This window comes from Pseudomonas sp. PDM04 (assembly GCF_014851765.1).
Taxonomy (GTDB): domain Bacteria; phylum Pseudomonadota; class Gammaproteobacteria; order Pseudomonadales; family Pseudomonadaceae; genus Aquipseudomonas.
The window spans coordinates 294,751-308,999 of the sequence record NZ_JACVAI010000001.1; the positions used below are offsets into that span (position 1 = coordinate 294,751).

At 62.5% G+C, this 14,249-nt stretch carries 12 protein-coding genes and 3 tRNA genes; all 15 read right to left on the bottom strand.

Features of this window, described 5'->3' with window-relative positions; all coding sequences use genetic code 11:
* Positions 1–66: 66 nt before the first annotated feature.
* The 15 genes from IB249_RS01390 to IB249_RS01460 all read right to left on the bottom strand — a co-directional run bounded on the left by IB249_RS01390 (position 67) and on the right by IB249_RS01460 (position 14,174).
* Positions 67–1,011, bottom strand: a complete 945-nt coding sequence (locus tag IB249_RS01390) for a FecR domain-containing protein (RefSeq protein WP_192301743.1) — start codon at positions 1,009–1,011, stop codon at positions 67–69.
* Positions 1,008–1,517: a sigma-70 family RNA polymerase sigma factor gene (locus IB249_RS01395; RefSeq protein WP_192301744.1), complete on the bottom strand. Its 510-nt coding sequence runs from the start codon at positions 1,515–1,517 to the stop codon at positions 1,008–1,010. The genes IB249_RS01390 and IB249_RS01395 overlap by 4 nt, the downstream gene beginning before the upstream one ends.
* Before the next feature lie 257 nt (positions 1,518–1,774).
* Positions 1,775–1,851, bottom strand: a tRNA-Asp gene (locus IB249_RS01400).
* A gap of 91 nt (positions 1,852–1,942) precedes the next feature.
* Positions 1,943–2,019: transfer RNA gene (locus IB249_RS01405), tRNA-Asp, on the bottom strand.
* A 53-nt stretch (positions 2,020–2,072) separates the two neighbouring features.
* Positions 2,073–2,148 (bottom strand) — tRNA-Val (locus tag IB249_RS01410).
* 213 nt (positions 2,149–2,361) lie between these two features.
* On the bottom strand, positions 2,362–3,138 hold the full coding sequence (locus IB249_RS01415; protein ID WP_192301745.1) for an SDR family oxidoreductase: 777 nt from the start codon (positions 3,136–3,138) through the stop codon (positions 2,362–2,364).
* Positions 3,135–4,346, bottom strand: coding sequence for an O-succinylhomoserine sulfhydrylase (locus IB249_RS01420; RefSeq protein WP_192301746.1), 1,212 nt, complete (start codon positions 4,344–4,346; stop codon positions 3,135–3,137). The genes IB249_RS01415 and IB249_RS01420 overlap by 4 nt, the downstream gene beginning before the upstream one ends.
* A gap of 61 nt (positions 4,347–4,407) precedes the next feature.
* Entirely contained in the window at positions 4,408–5,913 is a 1,506-nt protein-coding gene (purF, locus tag IB249_RS01425; RefSeq protein WP_192301747.1) for an amidophosphoribosyltransferase, read from the bottom strand.
* A gap of 41 nt (positions 5,914–5,954) precedes the next feature.
* A complete protein-coding gene (locus IB249_RS01430) occupies positions 5,955–6,515 on the bottom strand; it encodes a CvpA family protein (RefSeq protein ID WP_017337640.1) in 561 nt (186 codons plus the stop codon).
* 99 nt (positions 6,516–6,614) lie between these two features.
* Positions 6,615–7,280, bottom strand: coding sequence for an SPOR domain-containing protein (locus tag IB249_RS01435; RefSeq protein ID WP_192301748.1), 666 nt, complete (start codon positions 7,278–7,280; stop codon positions 6,615–6,617).
* Positions 7,264–8,571 (bottom strand): bifunctional tetrahydrofolate synthase/dihydrofolate synthase, encoded by a 1,308-nt coding sequence (gene folC / locus IB249_RS01440; RefSeq protein WP_192301749.1) that lies wholly within the window; start codon positions 8,569–8,571, stop codon positions 7,264–7,266. The genes IB249_RS01435 and folC overlap by 17 nt, the downstream gene beginning before the upstream one ends.
* On the bottom strand, positions 8,568–9,488 hold the full coding sequence (gene accD / locus IB249_RS01445; protein WP_192301750.1) for an acetyl-CoA carboxylase, carboxyltransferase subunit beta: 921 nt from the start codon (positions 9,486–9,488) through the stop codon (positions 8,568–8,570). The genes folC and accD overlap by 4 nt, the downstream gene beginning before the upstream one ends.
* 209 nt (positions 9,489–9,697) lie before the next feature.
* Entirely contained in the window at positions 9,698–10,321 is a 624-nt protein-coding gene (locus tag IB249_RS01450; protein WP_192301751.1) for a phosphoribosylanthranilate isomerase, read from the bottom strand.
* 63 nt (positions 10,322–10,384) lie between these two features.
* On the bottom strand, positions 10,385–11,209 hold the full coding sequence (truA, locus tag IB249_RS01455) for a tRNA pseudouridine(38-40) synthase TruA (RefSeq protein ID WP_192302797.1): 825 nt from the start codon (positions 11,207–11,209) through the stop codon (positions 10,385–10,387).
* A 286-nt stretch (positions 11,210–11,495) separates the two neighbouring features.
* Complete coding sequence (locus IB249_RS01460; protein WP_192301752.1) at positions 11,496–14,174, bottom strand: FimV family protein; 2,679 nt, start codon at positions 14,172–14,174, stop codon at positions 11,496–11,498.
* Between the last annotated feature and the right edge of the window lie 75 nt (positions 14,175–14,249).

The window sequence follows — 14,249 nt, forward strand, 5'->3', positions numbered from 1 at the left end:
TGGAATTGCTCTCTTGATCATTCACATGCCTTGAATGACAAGCGAGCCAAAAAAAGGGGACAGGCTTTACACACTATTTTTGCGCGATTGCAGCGTGACCCAGTATCGGGTCCGGGCATGCACCTCCAACGGCAGGCTGGCCGCCAGCAGTGCAAGGACCCGGTCGGTGTCGTCGAGCAGGAAACTGCCGGTGACACGCAGGGCTTCCAGTTCCGGGTCCCAGCGCAGGATGCCCGGTCGATAGAGGCCAAGCTCACGCAGGAAATCACCCAGCGGCTGGTTGTTCGCCATCAACACACCTTCGCGCCAACCCGGCGCAAGCGTGTCGAATGGCGCGATCACACCGGCACCTGACTCGCCGAGGCTGACCTGTTGGCCGGCGCGCAACGCCAGTGGTGGCCCCTGCAAGGGCTGCAACTGCACGGAACCGTTGAACACCGACACGCGGCAGCCGCGTGCTTCCTGACGCACACAGACTTCGCTCTGACTGACGACGACGCTGCCGAATCGGGTCTGGATCGTCAGCGCCACCGAACCCGGCACCTTCAGCGACAACTCACCCTCGATCAGCCTCACCCGACGCGCCTGCATATCGACATCGACGGCGCTGGCGGTATTGAGCTGCAGGGAACTGCCCTCGGCCAACTGCACCTTCCGCCGCTCGCCGGTAGCGGTGTGCAGGTCGGCACGCCAGACGTCCAGCGGCAGTTGCCGGCTGATCAACCACGCTGCCGGAACCAACGCCACAGCCCCCAGTGCACGCTTGAGCAGCACCCGACGCCCGGGATCAGGGCGATCCAGGCTGCTCAGCGCGAGCGCCGACGGCAGATCGGCAAAACGCTGGCGCAGGGCTTGTGCCTTCTGCCAGGCCTGCTCGTGGGTCGTATTGGCATCGCGCCAGCGCTGCAGATTCGCCCGGTCCTGCTCATCGGCGGCGCCCGACTCCAGGAGCGCAAGCCATTGCGCAGCAGCACGCACGGCCTGACGCGGATCGACCACCTGACTGTTCACAGGTCCACCAACAGGCAATGTTCATAAGCCTGCGCCATGTAGCGCTTGATCGTACGCTCGGACACCTGCAGGCGCTCGGCGATCTGTTGATAGTTCAAGCCTTCGAGCTGACTCCACAGAAACGCCCGACGCACCGCCCTCGGCAGGCCATCGAGCAGCTCATCCAGCGCTTGCAGAGTTTCCAGCAGCAGCCAGCGCTGTTCCGGGGATGGCGCGCATTCTTCAGGCAGCGACGCCAGTGCAGCCAGGTAAGCCTGCTCAAGGCTGCGACGTTGGTAGAAATTGCTCAGCAGGCGTTTGCCTACGGTCAGCAGGTAGGCCCGGGGTTCCTGCAGATCGGCGATCCGCTGGGAGCTGGAGAGTACGCGCAGGAATGTATCCTGACTCAGGTCCGCGGCATCACAGCCGTTCCCCAGGCGTCTTCTCAACCAGCCTTCCAACCAGCCACGGTGATCGCGGTACAGGTCGTGAAGGGTTTGCTCCTGCGGCATCGCTGCATCACTCATTTCAAGAAGCCCTGGCCCGAAGAGTTTTCGTAAATGAGAGTGATTCTAATTAATGATGATGCGTTGAACCAAGCCTTTTATACAGCGAATGTGCAGAAAGGCCGCATGGATCAAACAAGGAGGGGTATAAACAGCCAAATTTCAGACACAAAAAACCCCGGTCTTTCGACCAGGGTCTTTGCTATCGATCCGAAGTAAACGCTGAAATTCAGCGGCCTTCGTAGCACCAAGGCGTTCAGTGGGCCTTGAGGCAGATATGGCGCAGCGGACGGGACTCGAACCCGCGACCCCCGGCGTGACAGGCCGGTATTCTAACCGACTGAACTACCGCTGCGTATCGCTGTGGACTTGCGTCCAGGTAACTCGTTTGACTGAAGCCTTCGGTGGCTTCAATCGCGAACCGAATGAATTCGATTCGTAAAATATGGCGCAGCGGACGGGACTCGAACCCGCGACCCCCGGCGTGACAGGCCGGTATTCTAACCGACTGAACTACCGCTGCGCGTCGGTGGAGGCTTTTCAGCTTCCATCTTGCTTTCGCAAGACTCTCGGGAGTGGTGGGTGATGACGGGATCGAACCGCCGACATTCTGCTTGTAAGGCAGACGCTCTCCCAGCTGAGCTAATCACCCGTTTGCATCTCCGAGGCCGCGAAATTTACGCAGGTGGCGAACCTAAGTCAATAGCAGGATTGAAGTTTTTCTTAAAAAGACAAAATCATGTCATTTGCAGGCAGAAGGCCTTCGCGGGCCGACCCACCCCCGCAGCGATCACATTGCTTTAAAGCGCGGGAGCGAGGCTGTTCGCGAAAGCAGTGGCCCGGACAATCACCGCGCCAGCCCCGATCACTCGCTGTAGACCATCTTCTTGCTCATCCCGCCATCGACCACGAACTCCTGGCCCGTGACGAACCCGGCGTTCTTCGACAGCAGCCAGGCCACCATCGACGCCACGTCCTCGACCGTCCCTACCCTGCCCGCCGGATGCTGGGCATGGTCGACCTCGGTCAGCGGTTCGGCACGTCGCACCGCCGCGTCACGGGTATCGATCCAGCCGGGGCTGACAGCATTGACGCGAATCTCCGGCCCCAGGCTGATGGCCAGTGCATGGGTCAGGGCCAGCAGGCCGCCCTTGCTCGCCGCGTACGCCTCGGTATCGGGTTCCGACTGTCGCGCCCGGGTCGAGGCCAGGTTGACGATCGCGCCACTGTGGGCACGCAGGTAGGGTGCACAGTGCTTGGCCAGCAACATCGGCCCGCTCAGGTTCACCGCCAGCACCCGATTCCAGTAGGCCAGATCGAGGCTTTCGAGGGTGATATTGTGCGGATCGGCCACCGCGGCGTTGCACACCAGCGCATCCAGCCGTCCAAACTGTCCCAGTACTTCGGCAACGCCCAAGGCCACCTGCGCCTCGTTCGCGACGTCCATGGCAATGAACCAGGCGTTATCGCCCAGCACCTTCGCCACTTTCGCACCACGATCGCGGTCCAGGTCCGTCAGCACGACCTGCCAGCCTTCGCTGATCAGCCAGGCCGCGATCCCCAGGCCAATGCCCCGCGCGGCACCGGTTACCAGTGCCACGCGACCTCTGGAAGCCGTGGTCAATGAGGACAGCTCAATCACAGGGCAGCCAGCCCACGGGCCAGATCGGCCTGCAGATCCGCCACGTCTTCCAGACCGACCGCAATGCGGATCAGGCTGTCGCGAATGCCTGCGGCTTCACGCTCCTGCGGCGCCAAACGGCCGTGGGAGGTGGTGCTCGGATGGGTGATGGTGGTCTTGCTGTCACCGAGGTTGGCGGTGATCGAAATCAACCGGGTGGCATCGATGAAGCGCCACGCGCCCTCCTTTCCACCCTTGACTTCGAAACTCACCACCGCGCCGAAGCCTTTCTGCTGGCGCTGGGCCAATTCGTGCTGCGGATGGCTTTTCAGACCGGCGTAGTGCACTTTTTCGATGCCGTCCTGCTGCTCCAGCCATTCGGCCAGTTGCTGGGCATTGGCACAGTGTGCCTTCATGCGCAGGCCCAGTGTTTCGAGGCCCTTGAGGAATATCCAGGCATTGAACGGGCTCAACGAAGGACCGGCGGTCCGCAGGAACCCCACCACTTCCTTCATCTGCTCGCTGCGACCGGCCACGACGCCCCCCATGCAACGACCCTGGCCATCGATGAACTTGGTCGCCGAGTGCACGACGATGTCTGCGCCCAGCTTCAGCGGCTGTTGCAGGGCCGGTGTGCAGAAGCAGTTGTCGACCACCAGCATCGTGCCCTTGGCGTGCGCGATCTTCGCCAGCTCGGCGATGTCCACCAGCTCCGCGAGCGGATTGGATGGCGACTCGACGAACAGCAACTTGGTGTTGGCCTTGATTGCCGCCTCCCAACCGGACAAATCCGCCAGGGGCACGTAATCGACTTCAATACCGAAACGCTTGAAGTACTTCTCGAACAGGCTGATGGTCGACCCGAATACACTGCGCGAAACCAATACGTGGTCACCTGCGCTGCACAGGCTCATCACCACCGCCATGATCGCGGCCATGCCGGTGGCGGTCGCCACGGCCTGCTCGGCGCTTTCCAGCGCAGCAATGCGCTCTTCGAATGCACGCACGGTCGGGTTGGTGTAGCGCGAATAGACGTTGCCCGGCACTTCCCCGGCAAAGCGCGCGGCCGCGTCGGCGGCAGTACGGAATACATAGCTGGAAGTGAAGAACATCGGATCGCCGTGCTCGCCTTCCGGCGTGCGGTGCTGACCGGCACGTACCGCCAGGGTATCGAACGCTACGCCTTCGAGGTCGCTGTCCAACCGACCGGCATCCCAATCCTGACTCATGCTGTCACTCCTTGCCTTTCTCTGGTAGATACAAAACCGGCCCCTCAGGGCCGGTGCAAACTCAGTTGTTGTACAGGTCGATGATCGCGCTGACCGCCTGCGTCTTGACCTTGGAGGCATCGTTGCGTGCCTGCTCGATCTTGTTCAGGTAGTTCTCGTCGACATCGCCAGTGACGTACTGACCGTCGAACACCGCGCAATCGAACTTGTCGATCTTGATCTTGCCGCCCCCGACCGCTTCGATCAAGTCAGGCAAGTCCTGATAGATCAGCCAGTCAGCACCGATCAGGTCAGCCACGTCCTGGGTCGAACGGTTGTGGGCGATCAACTCGTGGGCGCTCGGCATGTCGATGCCGTAGACGTTCGGGAAGCGCACGGCCGGGGCCGCAGAGCAGAAGTAGACGTTTTTCGCGCCGGCTTCGCGGGCCATCTGGATGATCTGCTTGCAGGTGGTGCCGCGGACGATGGAGTCGTCCACCAGCATCACGTTCTTGCCGCGGAACTCCAGTTCGATGGCGTTGAGTTTCTGGCGGACGGATTTTTTCCGTGCAGCCTGGCCAGGCATGATGAATGTACGGCCGATGTAGCGGTTCTTCACGAAGCCTTCGCGGAACTTGACGCCCAGGTGGTTCGCCAGTTCCAGCGCCGCGGTGCGGCTGGTGTCGGGAATCGGGATGACCACGTCGATGTCGTGCTCCGGGCGCTCGCGCAGGATTTTCTCCGCAAGTTTCTCACCCATGCGCAGGCGGGCCTTGTAGACCGAGACGCCGTCGATGATCGAATCCGGACGCGCCAGGTAGACGTGCTCGAAAATGCACGGCGTCAGGGACGGATTGGTCGCGCACTGGCGGGTGTGCAGCTTGCCGTCTTCAGTGATGTAGACCGCTTCGCCTGGCGCCAGGTCGCGAATCAGGGTGAAACCGAGCACGTCCAGGGAGACGCTTTCGGAGGCGATCATGTATTCGACGCCTTCGTCGGTGTGACGCTGGCCGAAAACGATCGGGCGAATGCCGTGCGGGTCGCGGAAACCGACGATGCCGTAGCCGGTCACCATCGCCACGACGGCATAACCACCGACGCAGCGGTTGTGCACGTCAGTCACGGCGGCGAACACGTCTTCTTCGGTAGGCTGCAACTTGCCGCGCTGGGCCAGTTCGTGTGCGAACACGTTGAGCAGCACTTCCGAGTCGGAGTTGGTGTTGACGTGGCGCAGATCGGACTCGTAGATCTCCTTGGCCAACTGTTCAACGTTGGTCAGGTTACCGTTGTGCGCCAGGGTGATGCCGTAAGGCGAGTTGACGTAGAACGGCTGAGCCTCGGCCGACGTCGAGCTGCCGGCGGTCGGGTAACGCACATGGCCGATGCCCATGTGACCCACCAGACGCTGCATGTGACGCTGATGGAACACGTCACGCACCAGGCCGTTGTCCTTGCGCAGGAATAACCGGCCGTCATGGCTGGTCACGATACCGGCAGCGTCCTGGCCGCGGTGCTGGAGCACGGTTAGCGCGTCATACAGCGCCTGATTGACGTTCGACTTACCGACGATACCGACGATGCCACACATGCGAAGCAACCCCTACTTTATGGAACTGGATTGAACACCACTCACTGAGGCGTTTTGGCCGTCGGCAAGAGGTGCTCCTTGAACGGTATTTCAGCGGGTACGCTGATACCGCTGGCAAGCCACTGACTGCTCCACCCGAGGATCAGGTTTTTGGACCAGTCTGCAACCAATAGAAATTTTGGCACGAGCTGGGACTGCTGCCACCACCCGTCCTGCTGTACCGGCCCCAAGCTCAACAGCCCGACCGCCACGACCACCAGCAACACGCCACGCGCGGCGCCGAAGGCCATGCCGAGAAACCGGTCGGTCCCGGACAACCCGGTGACGCGAACCAATTCGCCGATAAGATAATTGATCATTGCGCCTACGATTAACGTGGCGACAAACATAATCGCGCAACCCGCGATCACGCGGGCCGATGGCGTTTCGATGTATCCGGCGAGGTATTCGGACAATGCACCACCGAACATCCAGGCGACGACTCCTGCGATGATCCAGGTCACCAGCGATAATGCTTCCTTGACGAAGCCGCGGCTCAAACTGATCAATGCGGAGATGGCGATGATTGCAACGATCGCCCAGTCAACCCAGGTAAATGGCACAGTGCAGCCTACAGACGGATAAGGCGGCGCATTTTAGCAGAGCCCATGCGTGTCGGTAAGCTGCGATTGTCAGTGCATTTCAAATCGGGGCGATAGTTTTTACCCACGCTCAGGTTGGAAACGCACGACAAAACCCTTGAGGTTCTGTTGGCGATTCAACAAATCACGCAGGCGATCGGCTTCCGCACGCTCGATCAGCGGCCCGACGAACACGCGATTCTTGCCGTCGGCCGTGCGGATATAGGCGTTATAACCCTGGCTGCGCAGGGTCTTCTGCAGGTTTTCCGCACTGGCACGGCTCGACAGGCTGGCCAGTTGCACCGACCAGCTGACCGACAGGCCATTGGCATCGACGCGGCTTTGCGTCGTGTCCGGCTTGGTCGGTGCGGCTGCAATCGGCTGGCTCGGCGCCGTGGATGGTCGGGTAACCGGTGCCGGCACGGGGGCTGGCGTCACAGGCTTGGCCGCCGGTGCCGGGGCGACCGGCGCAGTCGGTGCGATCGGCGTCGAAGGCTCCTCCTGCTGGGCGATCTCGTCATCGCTTGGCACGGGCTCTTGCGGCAGGGCTTGCGGTTCCGGCACCACGACCGGCTCGACCTGCACTGCCGGCACCGAAGGCGCCTGCGGGGCGGCGGGCGCTTCGACCGTGACCTGACGCTGCTCATCCTGGCGGGAAAACAGCATCGGCAGGAAAATCACTGCCAGCGCCACCAGCACCAGGGCGCCAACCATGCGCTGTTTGTACGCTTTATCCAGCAATGCCATTTGCCGCTTCCTCCGTGGAGCGCCGAGCCAGCCAATCCAGGGCCTCGGCGACACAATAAAATGATCCGAACAACACAATCTCGTCGTCGCTCGTTGCCTGCGCGCACTGGCCTTCCAGGGCGGCCGCCACGCTGTCGTAGGGCGTCACCGAGGCCCCGAGCCTGTGCAGCGCTCCGTACAGGTCGGCCACTGGCCGTGCGCGCGGCGAATCCAGCGGGGCCACAGCCCAGTGCTGGACACTAGCACTCAACTCGCCCACAACACCATCCAGATCCTTGTCCGCCAGCAATCCGAATACCGCCAGACGCTTGCCGGCCGGTGGTCGGCTCGCCAGGCGCCGGGCCAGATACTCGGCCGCGTGAGGGTTATGCCCCACATCGAGCAACAGATTCAGGCGCTTGCCTTGCCAATCGAACTGGCGGCGATCCAGACGCCCGACCACGCGCGTGGCTTGCAGGGCATCGGCAATCTGCTCCCTGACCCAAGGCAAGCCGAGCAGCAGATAGGCTTGCAGTGCCAACGCAGCGTTTTCCATCGGCAGATCGAGCAACGGCAGGTCATGCAGTTCGACGGAGCGCCCCTGGGCATCCAGACCGCGCCATTGCCAGCCGTGGTCGGTCACGCCCAGGTCAAAATCGCGCCCACGCAGGAAAAAGGGGCAAGCCAGCTCACGTGCCTTGTCCAGCAGCGGTTGAGGCGGATTCAGGTCGCCACAGAGCGCAGGCGCGCCTTGGCGGAAGATTCCGGCTTTTTCATAGGCCACGGATTCACGGGTGTCGCCCAGATAATCGGCGTGATCAACGCCAATGCTGGTCACCAGCGCCATGTCGGCGTCCACCACATTGACCGTATCCAGACGCCCGCCCAGCCCGACTTCCAGCACGACGGCATCCAGCCCGGAATGCTGGAACAGCCAGAAGGCCGCCAGGGTGCCCATTTCGAAATACGTCAGAGAAGTGTCGCCACGCCCGGCTTCCACAGCGGCAAAGGCTTCGCACAGCTGGGCATCGGTGGCTTCGACACCGTTGACCTGCACCCGCTCGTTGTAGCGCAGCAGGTGCGGAGAATTGTAGACACCGACGTTCATGCCCTGCGCCCGCAGCAACGAAGCCACGAATGCGCAGGTAGACCCCTTGCCGTTAGTGCCGGTGACCGTGATCACCCGAGGCGCCGGCTTGCCCAGTCCCATGCGGGACGCTACCTGTTGCGAGCGCTCAAGGCCCATGTCGATGGCCGAAGGGTGCAATTGCTCGAGGTAGGCGAGCCACTCGCCAAGGGTACGTTGGGTCATAGGTTTGCAGGCACCGGCGGAACGACGATCGGCTCGACGGGTGTGGCGACGAATTTCGGCGTCGGCTTGCCGGTCAGTTGCGCCAGCAGGTTACCCAGGCGTGGACGCAGCTCCTGACGAGGAATGATCATGTCGATGGCGCCGTGCTCCAGCAGGAACTCGCTGCGCTGGAAGCCTTCCGGCAGTTTTTCGCGCACGGTCTGCTCGATGACGCGGGGACCGGCGAAGCCGATCAGGGCTTTCGGCTCGCCGACGATCACGTCGCCGAGCATCGCCAGGCTGGCGGAAACACCACCGTAGACCGGGTCGGTCAGCACGGAGATGAACGGAATGCCCTCTTCACGCAGACGCGCCAGCACTGCGGAAGTCTTGGCCATTTGCATCAGGGAAATCAGGGCTTCCTGCATCCGCGCACCGCCGGAGGCCGAGAAGCAGATCATCGGGCATTTGTTTTCGAGGGCGTAGTTGGCCGCGCGGACAAAACGCTCGCCGACGATGGCGCCCATCGAACCACCCATGAAGGAGAACTCGAACGCCGAAACCACCACCGGCATGCCCAGCAGGGTGCCACTCATGGAGACCAGGGCGTCTTTCTCGCCGGTCTGCTTCTGTGCAGCAGTCAGGCGGTCCTTGTACTTCTTGCCATCACGGAACTTCAGGCGATCGACCGGTTCCAGGTCCGCACCCAGCTCGCTACGGCCGTCGGCGTCGAGGAAAATGTCGATACGGGCGCGAGCGCCAATGCGCATGTGGTGGTTGCACTTGGGACAAACATCCAGGGTCTTTTCCAGCTCCGGACGATACAGCACAGCCTCGCAAGACGGGCATTTGTGCCACAGACCTTCAGGCACCGAGCTCTTCTTGACCTCGGAACGCATGATCGAAGGGATCAGTTTGTCTACTAACCAGTTGCTCATGCTTTCTTTCTCCAGTACCGGCGGCCCGAACGCTCTGGTTCGCAGCCCCGCGTATGCCCTTGAGCCAAATTCATGTGTGTGGCGATGATCGCTGGATGGCCGGGTCAGTGAAGCGTGACCTGCGTACAACCCATCGATCCTCAGCCGTGCCTGCTTTGTGCAGCGCAGTGCATTTTGGGACGGCGGCAGTCTGCCAGCCGTCACATCGACTACGTGCTGCTGCGTACCGCTTCAATGAATGCCTGAATCTTTGCGTGATCCTTGATGCCCCTGCTCGCTTCCACCCCACCGCTGACGTCCACGGCATAAGGCCGAACCTGTGCAATCGCTGCGGCGACGTTGTCTGGCGTCAACCCACCCGCCAGGATGATCGGCTTGCTCAGGCCTTGAGGTATCAGAGACCAGTCGAAGGCTTCGCCGGTTCCGCCCGGAACGCCTTCGACGTAGGTGTCGAGCAGAATGCCACTGGCGCTTGGAAAGGCCCGGCAGGCCGCCGCGATGTCATCGCCGGCCTTGACCCGCACCGCCTTGATGTACGGTCGATGCCAGCAATCACAGTCGGCGACGACTTCATCGCCATGAAACTGCAGCAGGTCCAGCGGCACGGCGTCGAGCAGTTCACCCATCTCGCAACGACTGGTGTTGACGAACAGGCCAACGGTGGTCACGAACGGCGGCAGCGCACTGATGATGTCGCGAGCCTGTTGGAACGTCACGGCGCGCGGACTCTTGGGGTAGAACACGAATCCGATTGCATCCGCCCCGGCCTGCACTGCCGCCAACGCATCCTCTATGCGGGTAATCCCGCAAATCTTGCTGCGAACGGGCGACATGTCGATAAAACCTCAGGGTAAATCCGGGGAAGTCCCGGATGGTAGCAAATGCATTCGAGGGCGTCAGCCGTCAAGTTCGGAGAAACCTGTCAGGAAGTGCGGGCCGATGTAACGCTCGGGCAACTCGAACTCGTCGCGGTACTCGACCTGCACCAGGTACAAGCCAAATGGATGCGCCGTCACCCCGCCGGAGCGGCGAATACGGCTCTCCAGCACCTCTTTCATCCACTCCACCGGACGCTCGCCAGCACCGATGGTCATCAGTACGCCCGCGATATTGCGCACCATGTGATGCAGGAAAGCGTTGGCACGAATGTCCAGCACAATCATCTTGCCATGCTGGGTAACCCGCAGATGATGCAGCTGCTTGATCGGCGATTTGGCCTGGCACTGCCCGGCGCGGAAGGCGCTGAAATCGTGGGTGCCAACCAGGTACTGCGCCGCCTCGGCCATGCGCTCGACATCGAGCGGACGATGATTCCAGGTGATTTCCTCGTTCAAGTGTGCCGGGCGGATCTGATCGTTGTAGATCACATAGCGGTAGCGCCGGGCGATGGCCTTGAACCGGGCATGGAAATGCGCCGGCATGACTTTGGCCCAGGTGACGCTGACGTCATGGGGCAAGTTGATGTTGGCGCCCATGACCCACGCCTTCATCGACCGCTCGACCTGCGTGTCGAAATGCACCACCTGGCCGCACGCATGCACGCCCGCATCGGTACGCCCGGCGCACAGCAGCGACACCGGCGAGTTGGCGACCTTGGACAGGGCCGTTTCCAGGGTTTCCTGAACGGTGAGCACACCGGAAGCCTGACGCTGCCAGCCACGAAAGCGCGAGCCCTTGTACTCAACGCCCAGGGCGACGCGAAAAAAGCCCTCGGCTGCCATTTCGGCGGCCGGGTTATCTATATTTGCCAAGAGGTGAAGCCTGCTGATGTTCGCAAAGGCGGGCATTATAAGGCGGTCGGAGCGGGATACCAGCGACGTTTGATGCGCTGCCGACGTCGAACAGGCCCTCATCGCGAGCAGGCTCGCTCCCACATTGGATCTGGCACCGCCGACTCTTTGTGGGAGCGAGCCCGCTCGCGATAGCCATTCAAATATCACCACCAACCAACACATACAAAAACGGCAGCCTCATGGGCTGCCGCTTTGCTTATGCCTGAATGATCACTCAAGCCAGACGCGAAAGCATTTCCTTGGCCTCGCTTTTCTGGCCATCGCTGCCTTCGGTCACCACCTCGTTGAGAATGTCCCGGGCGCCGTCGGCATCCCCCATGTCGATATAGGCCTGGGCCAGATCGAGCTTGGTGGCGACTTCGTCGGTGCCGGAGAGGAAATCGAACTCCGGCTCGTCCGCTGCGGACGCCAGGGCGTCCTCTTCGCTGAAGGTGGGCTCGCTGATGCTCTGGGACAGGCGATCCAGCTCGGCATTGACGTCATCCAGCTCGGCCGAGAAGGCGTCCGGAGCGTCCATCTCATCGGCCAGCGACAGGTCGAAATCAGACGGCAGCTCCAGATCATCCGGCATTTGCGCGGTGACCGGCACCTCTGCGGCCGGCAGATCCTTGACGTCGTCGTCCAGGCTCAACAGGAAATCGTCTTCGGCCAGCGTGGCCGGTGAAGGCTCGGCGCCGAGGTCCATGTCCAGATCGAAGTCCGACAGGTCATCGAGGCTTTCCTTGATTTCGGTCTGCTGCTGCAACACCGACTCAAAGCTCAGGTCATCGTCCGCCGGAAATTCTTCGAGCTCATCCAGGACGCCCGTCTCGGCTTCTGGCGCGACGAGCGGCGCGGCCACAACCGGTGTGTCCAGATCATCCAGGCTCAGGTCGAACGCGCTGTCGAAGTCGGCGTCGTCCAGCGCCGGCGCTGGCGCCTCCGGCTCGTCCAGCAACAGGTCCTTGACGTACTGCGCATCCAGTTCGGCGGCGACCGCAGCCGCCGCGAGGCCGCCGGCAGCGACCACTGCCATGGCCGGGAAGCGGCTTTTCAGCTCTTCGACACGGGCGAAGTTCTCGCCGTTGGCCACCAGCTGACGCTCCTGACCGACGAATGCATCGCGGTCGCCCTGCTGGCCGTAGACTTCCATCAGTTTCAGGCGCAAATCACTGCGCTGGGGTTCCTGCTTGATCCCGTCTTCCAGCAACGCGGCAGCCTGGTTCAGGCGGCCAGCGGCGATGTGCGACTGCGCCTTGCTCAGCACGTCATCATCGCGCTCGGCGGTCGGCTCGACCAGGAACGAGGCGATGGGCGGCGTCACCACTTCCGGCACGATCACGGGCGCAGGCGTCGGAGCGGGTGCGGGTGCCGGCTTGGGCGCTGCAGCTGGCGCTGGCGCTGGGGCTGGGGCTGGGGCGGTAGCAAGATTGACGCTCGGCGCGGGTACTTCAAGGCCTTCGAAGCTGCTGTCCGGCAAATCATGATCGAAAGACAATGACTGCTCTTCGGCCAGGGCACGCGCCATGCGCAAGTGTTTTTCGGCCTCCTGCTGGGCCTTGCGGCGACGAGCCAGCAACAGCAGCAACAGCGCCAGAACCACCGCACCACCACCGATCAGGCCCAACAGCACCGGATTGGTCAGCAGGTCGTTGAAGGCCTGCTCGTCAGATGCGGCAGGCTTCGACTCGGCAGGCGCTTCAGCCGGGGCTGGCGCTGCTTCGGTGGCGGCTGGTGGGGTCGGGGTTGCCGGTGCGGCCGGCGCAGGCGTCAGCTCGGCGGAAATCACCGGTGCCGTCGCGATCGCGCCGGCCGGGGCCACAGCAGGCGCCGGCTCTGGAGTGCCGCTCGCCGCCCCCTCCGCTTCCAGCTTGGCCAACTGGTTGTTCTTGAGTTCGATCAGGCGCTGCAACTTGTCCATCTGACTCTGCAGATCGCTGATACGGCTTTTCAGTTCGGCATTGTCACGTCGGGTCGTGTCCAGGCTTTCCTGGGTGACCGCCAGCTTGTTGCCGATAGCCTTGGCATCGCCTGCGGGGCCTTTGCCACGCGCCTTGCCGGACTCAGCCGACACCAGGCTCAGATTGTCCTTTCCCGCTTGCGCAGGGGCGGCATCACTGCGACCGCGATTGGTCGCATCGAGCTGCTGCTGGCCGGTGCCGGGCTTGGCCACATAACGGCGACCCTGGCGCCAGGCGGCGTTCTGCGCGGCGACTTCTGCAACGGCCTTCGGTTGCGCCAGGCTGGTGCTCTGGGCCTGATCCGGCAGGCGCAGGACCTGACCGGTTTTCAGCAGGTTGATGTTGCCATTGATGAACGCATCCGGATTCAGCGCCTGGATGGCCAGCATGGTTTGCTGGATCGACCCGCCATTACGCGCCTTCGCGGCGATTTCCCACAGGGTATCCCGTGGCGTGGTGGTGTATTCGGCAGGTTTGCTGGCGCCGGTGACGGGCGCCGTGACGGACTGGACGGGTGCAGGCTGCGCAGCCGCGTCGGCGGCTTGCGGCGAGAATTTGGACGGATCGAGCAGGACGCTGTAGTCGCGCAGCAGGCGACCGTTGGGCCACATCACCTGAACCAGGAATTTCACCATCGGCTCGGACAGCGGCTTGCTGGACGTCACACGCAGGACGCTCCGACCACCGGCGTTGATCACCGGGGTGAAGCTCAAGTCATTAAGCAGCGCCTGGCGGTCGACACCGGCCTTGGCGAACTCTTCCGGCGACGCCAGGCTCGGCACCACTTCGGCGGCGGTGAGCTCCTTGACGTCGAGCAGCTCGATTTCCGCCACCAGCGGCTGGTTCGGCGACGACTTCAGGGTCAACTCCCCGAGCCCGAGCGCATGCGCCATACCGGAGGACAGCGCCGAGGCGGCCGCTATTGCTAACACCAGTTTGCGAACTTGAACCATAGCCTCATCCTTTGTCTGAACATTCCTCGGCCAGCGAGAAGGTGTTGATTGTCGCTGCCGTAAGGCATTGCGCGC

Coding starts and splice junctions, on each gene's coding strand:
- truA (WP_192302797.1), bottom strand. CDS start 11,209: ATGGCAGCCGAGGGCTTTTTTCGCGTCGCCCTGGGCGTTGAGTACAAG.
- IB249_RS01450 (WP_192301751.1), bottom strand. CDS start 10,321: ATGTCGCCCGTTCGCAGCAAGATTTGCGGGATTACCCGCATAGAGGAT.
- IB249_RS01395 (WP_192301744.1), bottom strand. CDS start 1,517: ATGAGTGATGCAGCGATGCCGCAGGAGCAAACCCTTCACGACCTGTAC.
- IB249_RS01460 (WP_192301752.1), bottom strand. CDS start 14,174: ATGGTTCAAGTTCGCAAACTGGTGTTAGCAATAGCGGCCGCCTCGGCG.
- accD (WP_192301750.1), bottom strand. CDS start 9,488: ATGAGCAACTGGTTAGTAGACAAACTGATCCCTTCGATCATGCGTTCC.
- IB249_RS01435 (WP_192301748.1), bottom strand. CDS start 7,280: ATGGCATTGCTGGATAAAGCGTACAAACAGCGCATGGTTGGCGCCCTG.
- purF (WP_192301747.1), bottom strand. CDS start 5,913: ATGTGTGGCATCGTCGGTATCGTCGGTAAGTCGAACGTCAATCAGGCG.
- IB249_RS01420 (WP_192301746.1), bottom strand. CDS start 4,346: ATGAGTCAGGATTGGGATGCCGGTCGGTTGGACAGCGACCTCGAAGGC.
- folC (WP_192301749.1), bottom strand. CDS start 8,571: ATGACCCAACGTACCCTTGGCGAGTGGCTCGCCTACCTCGAGCAATTG.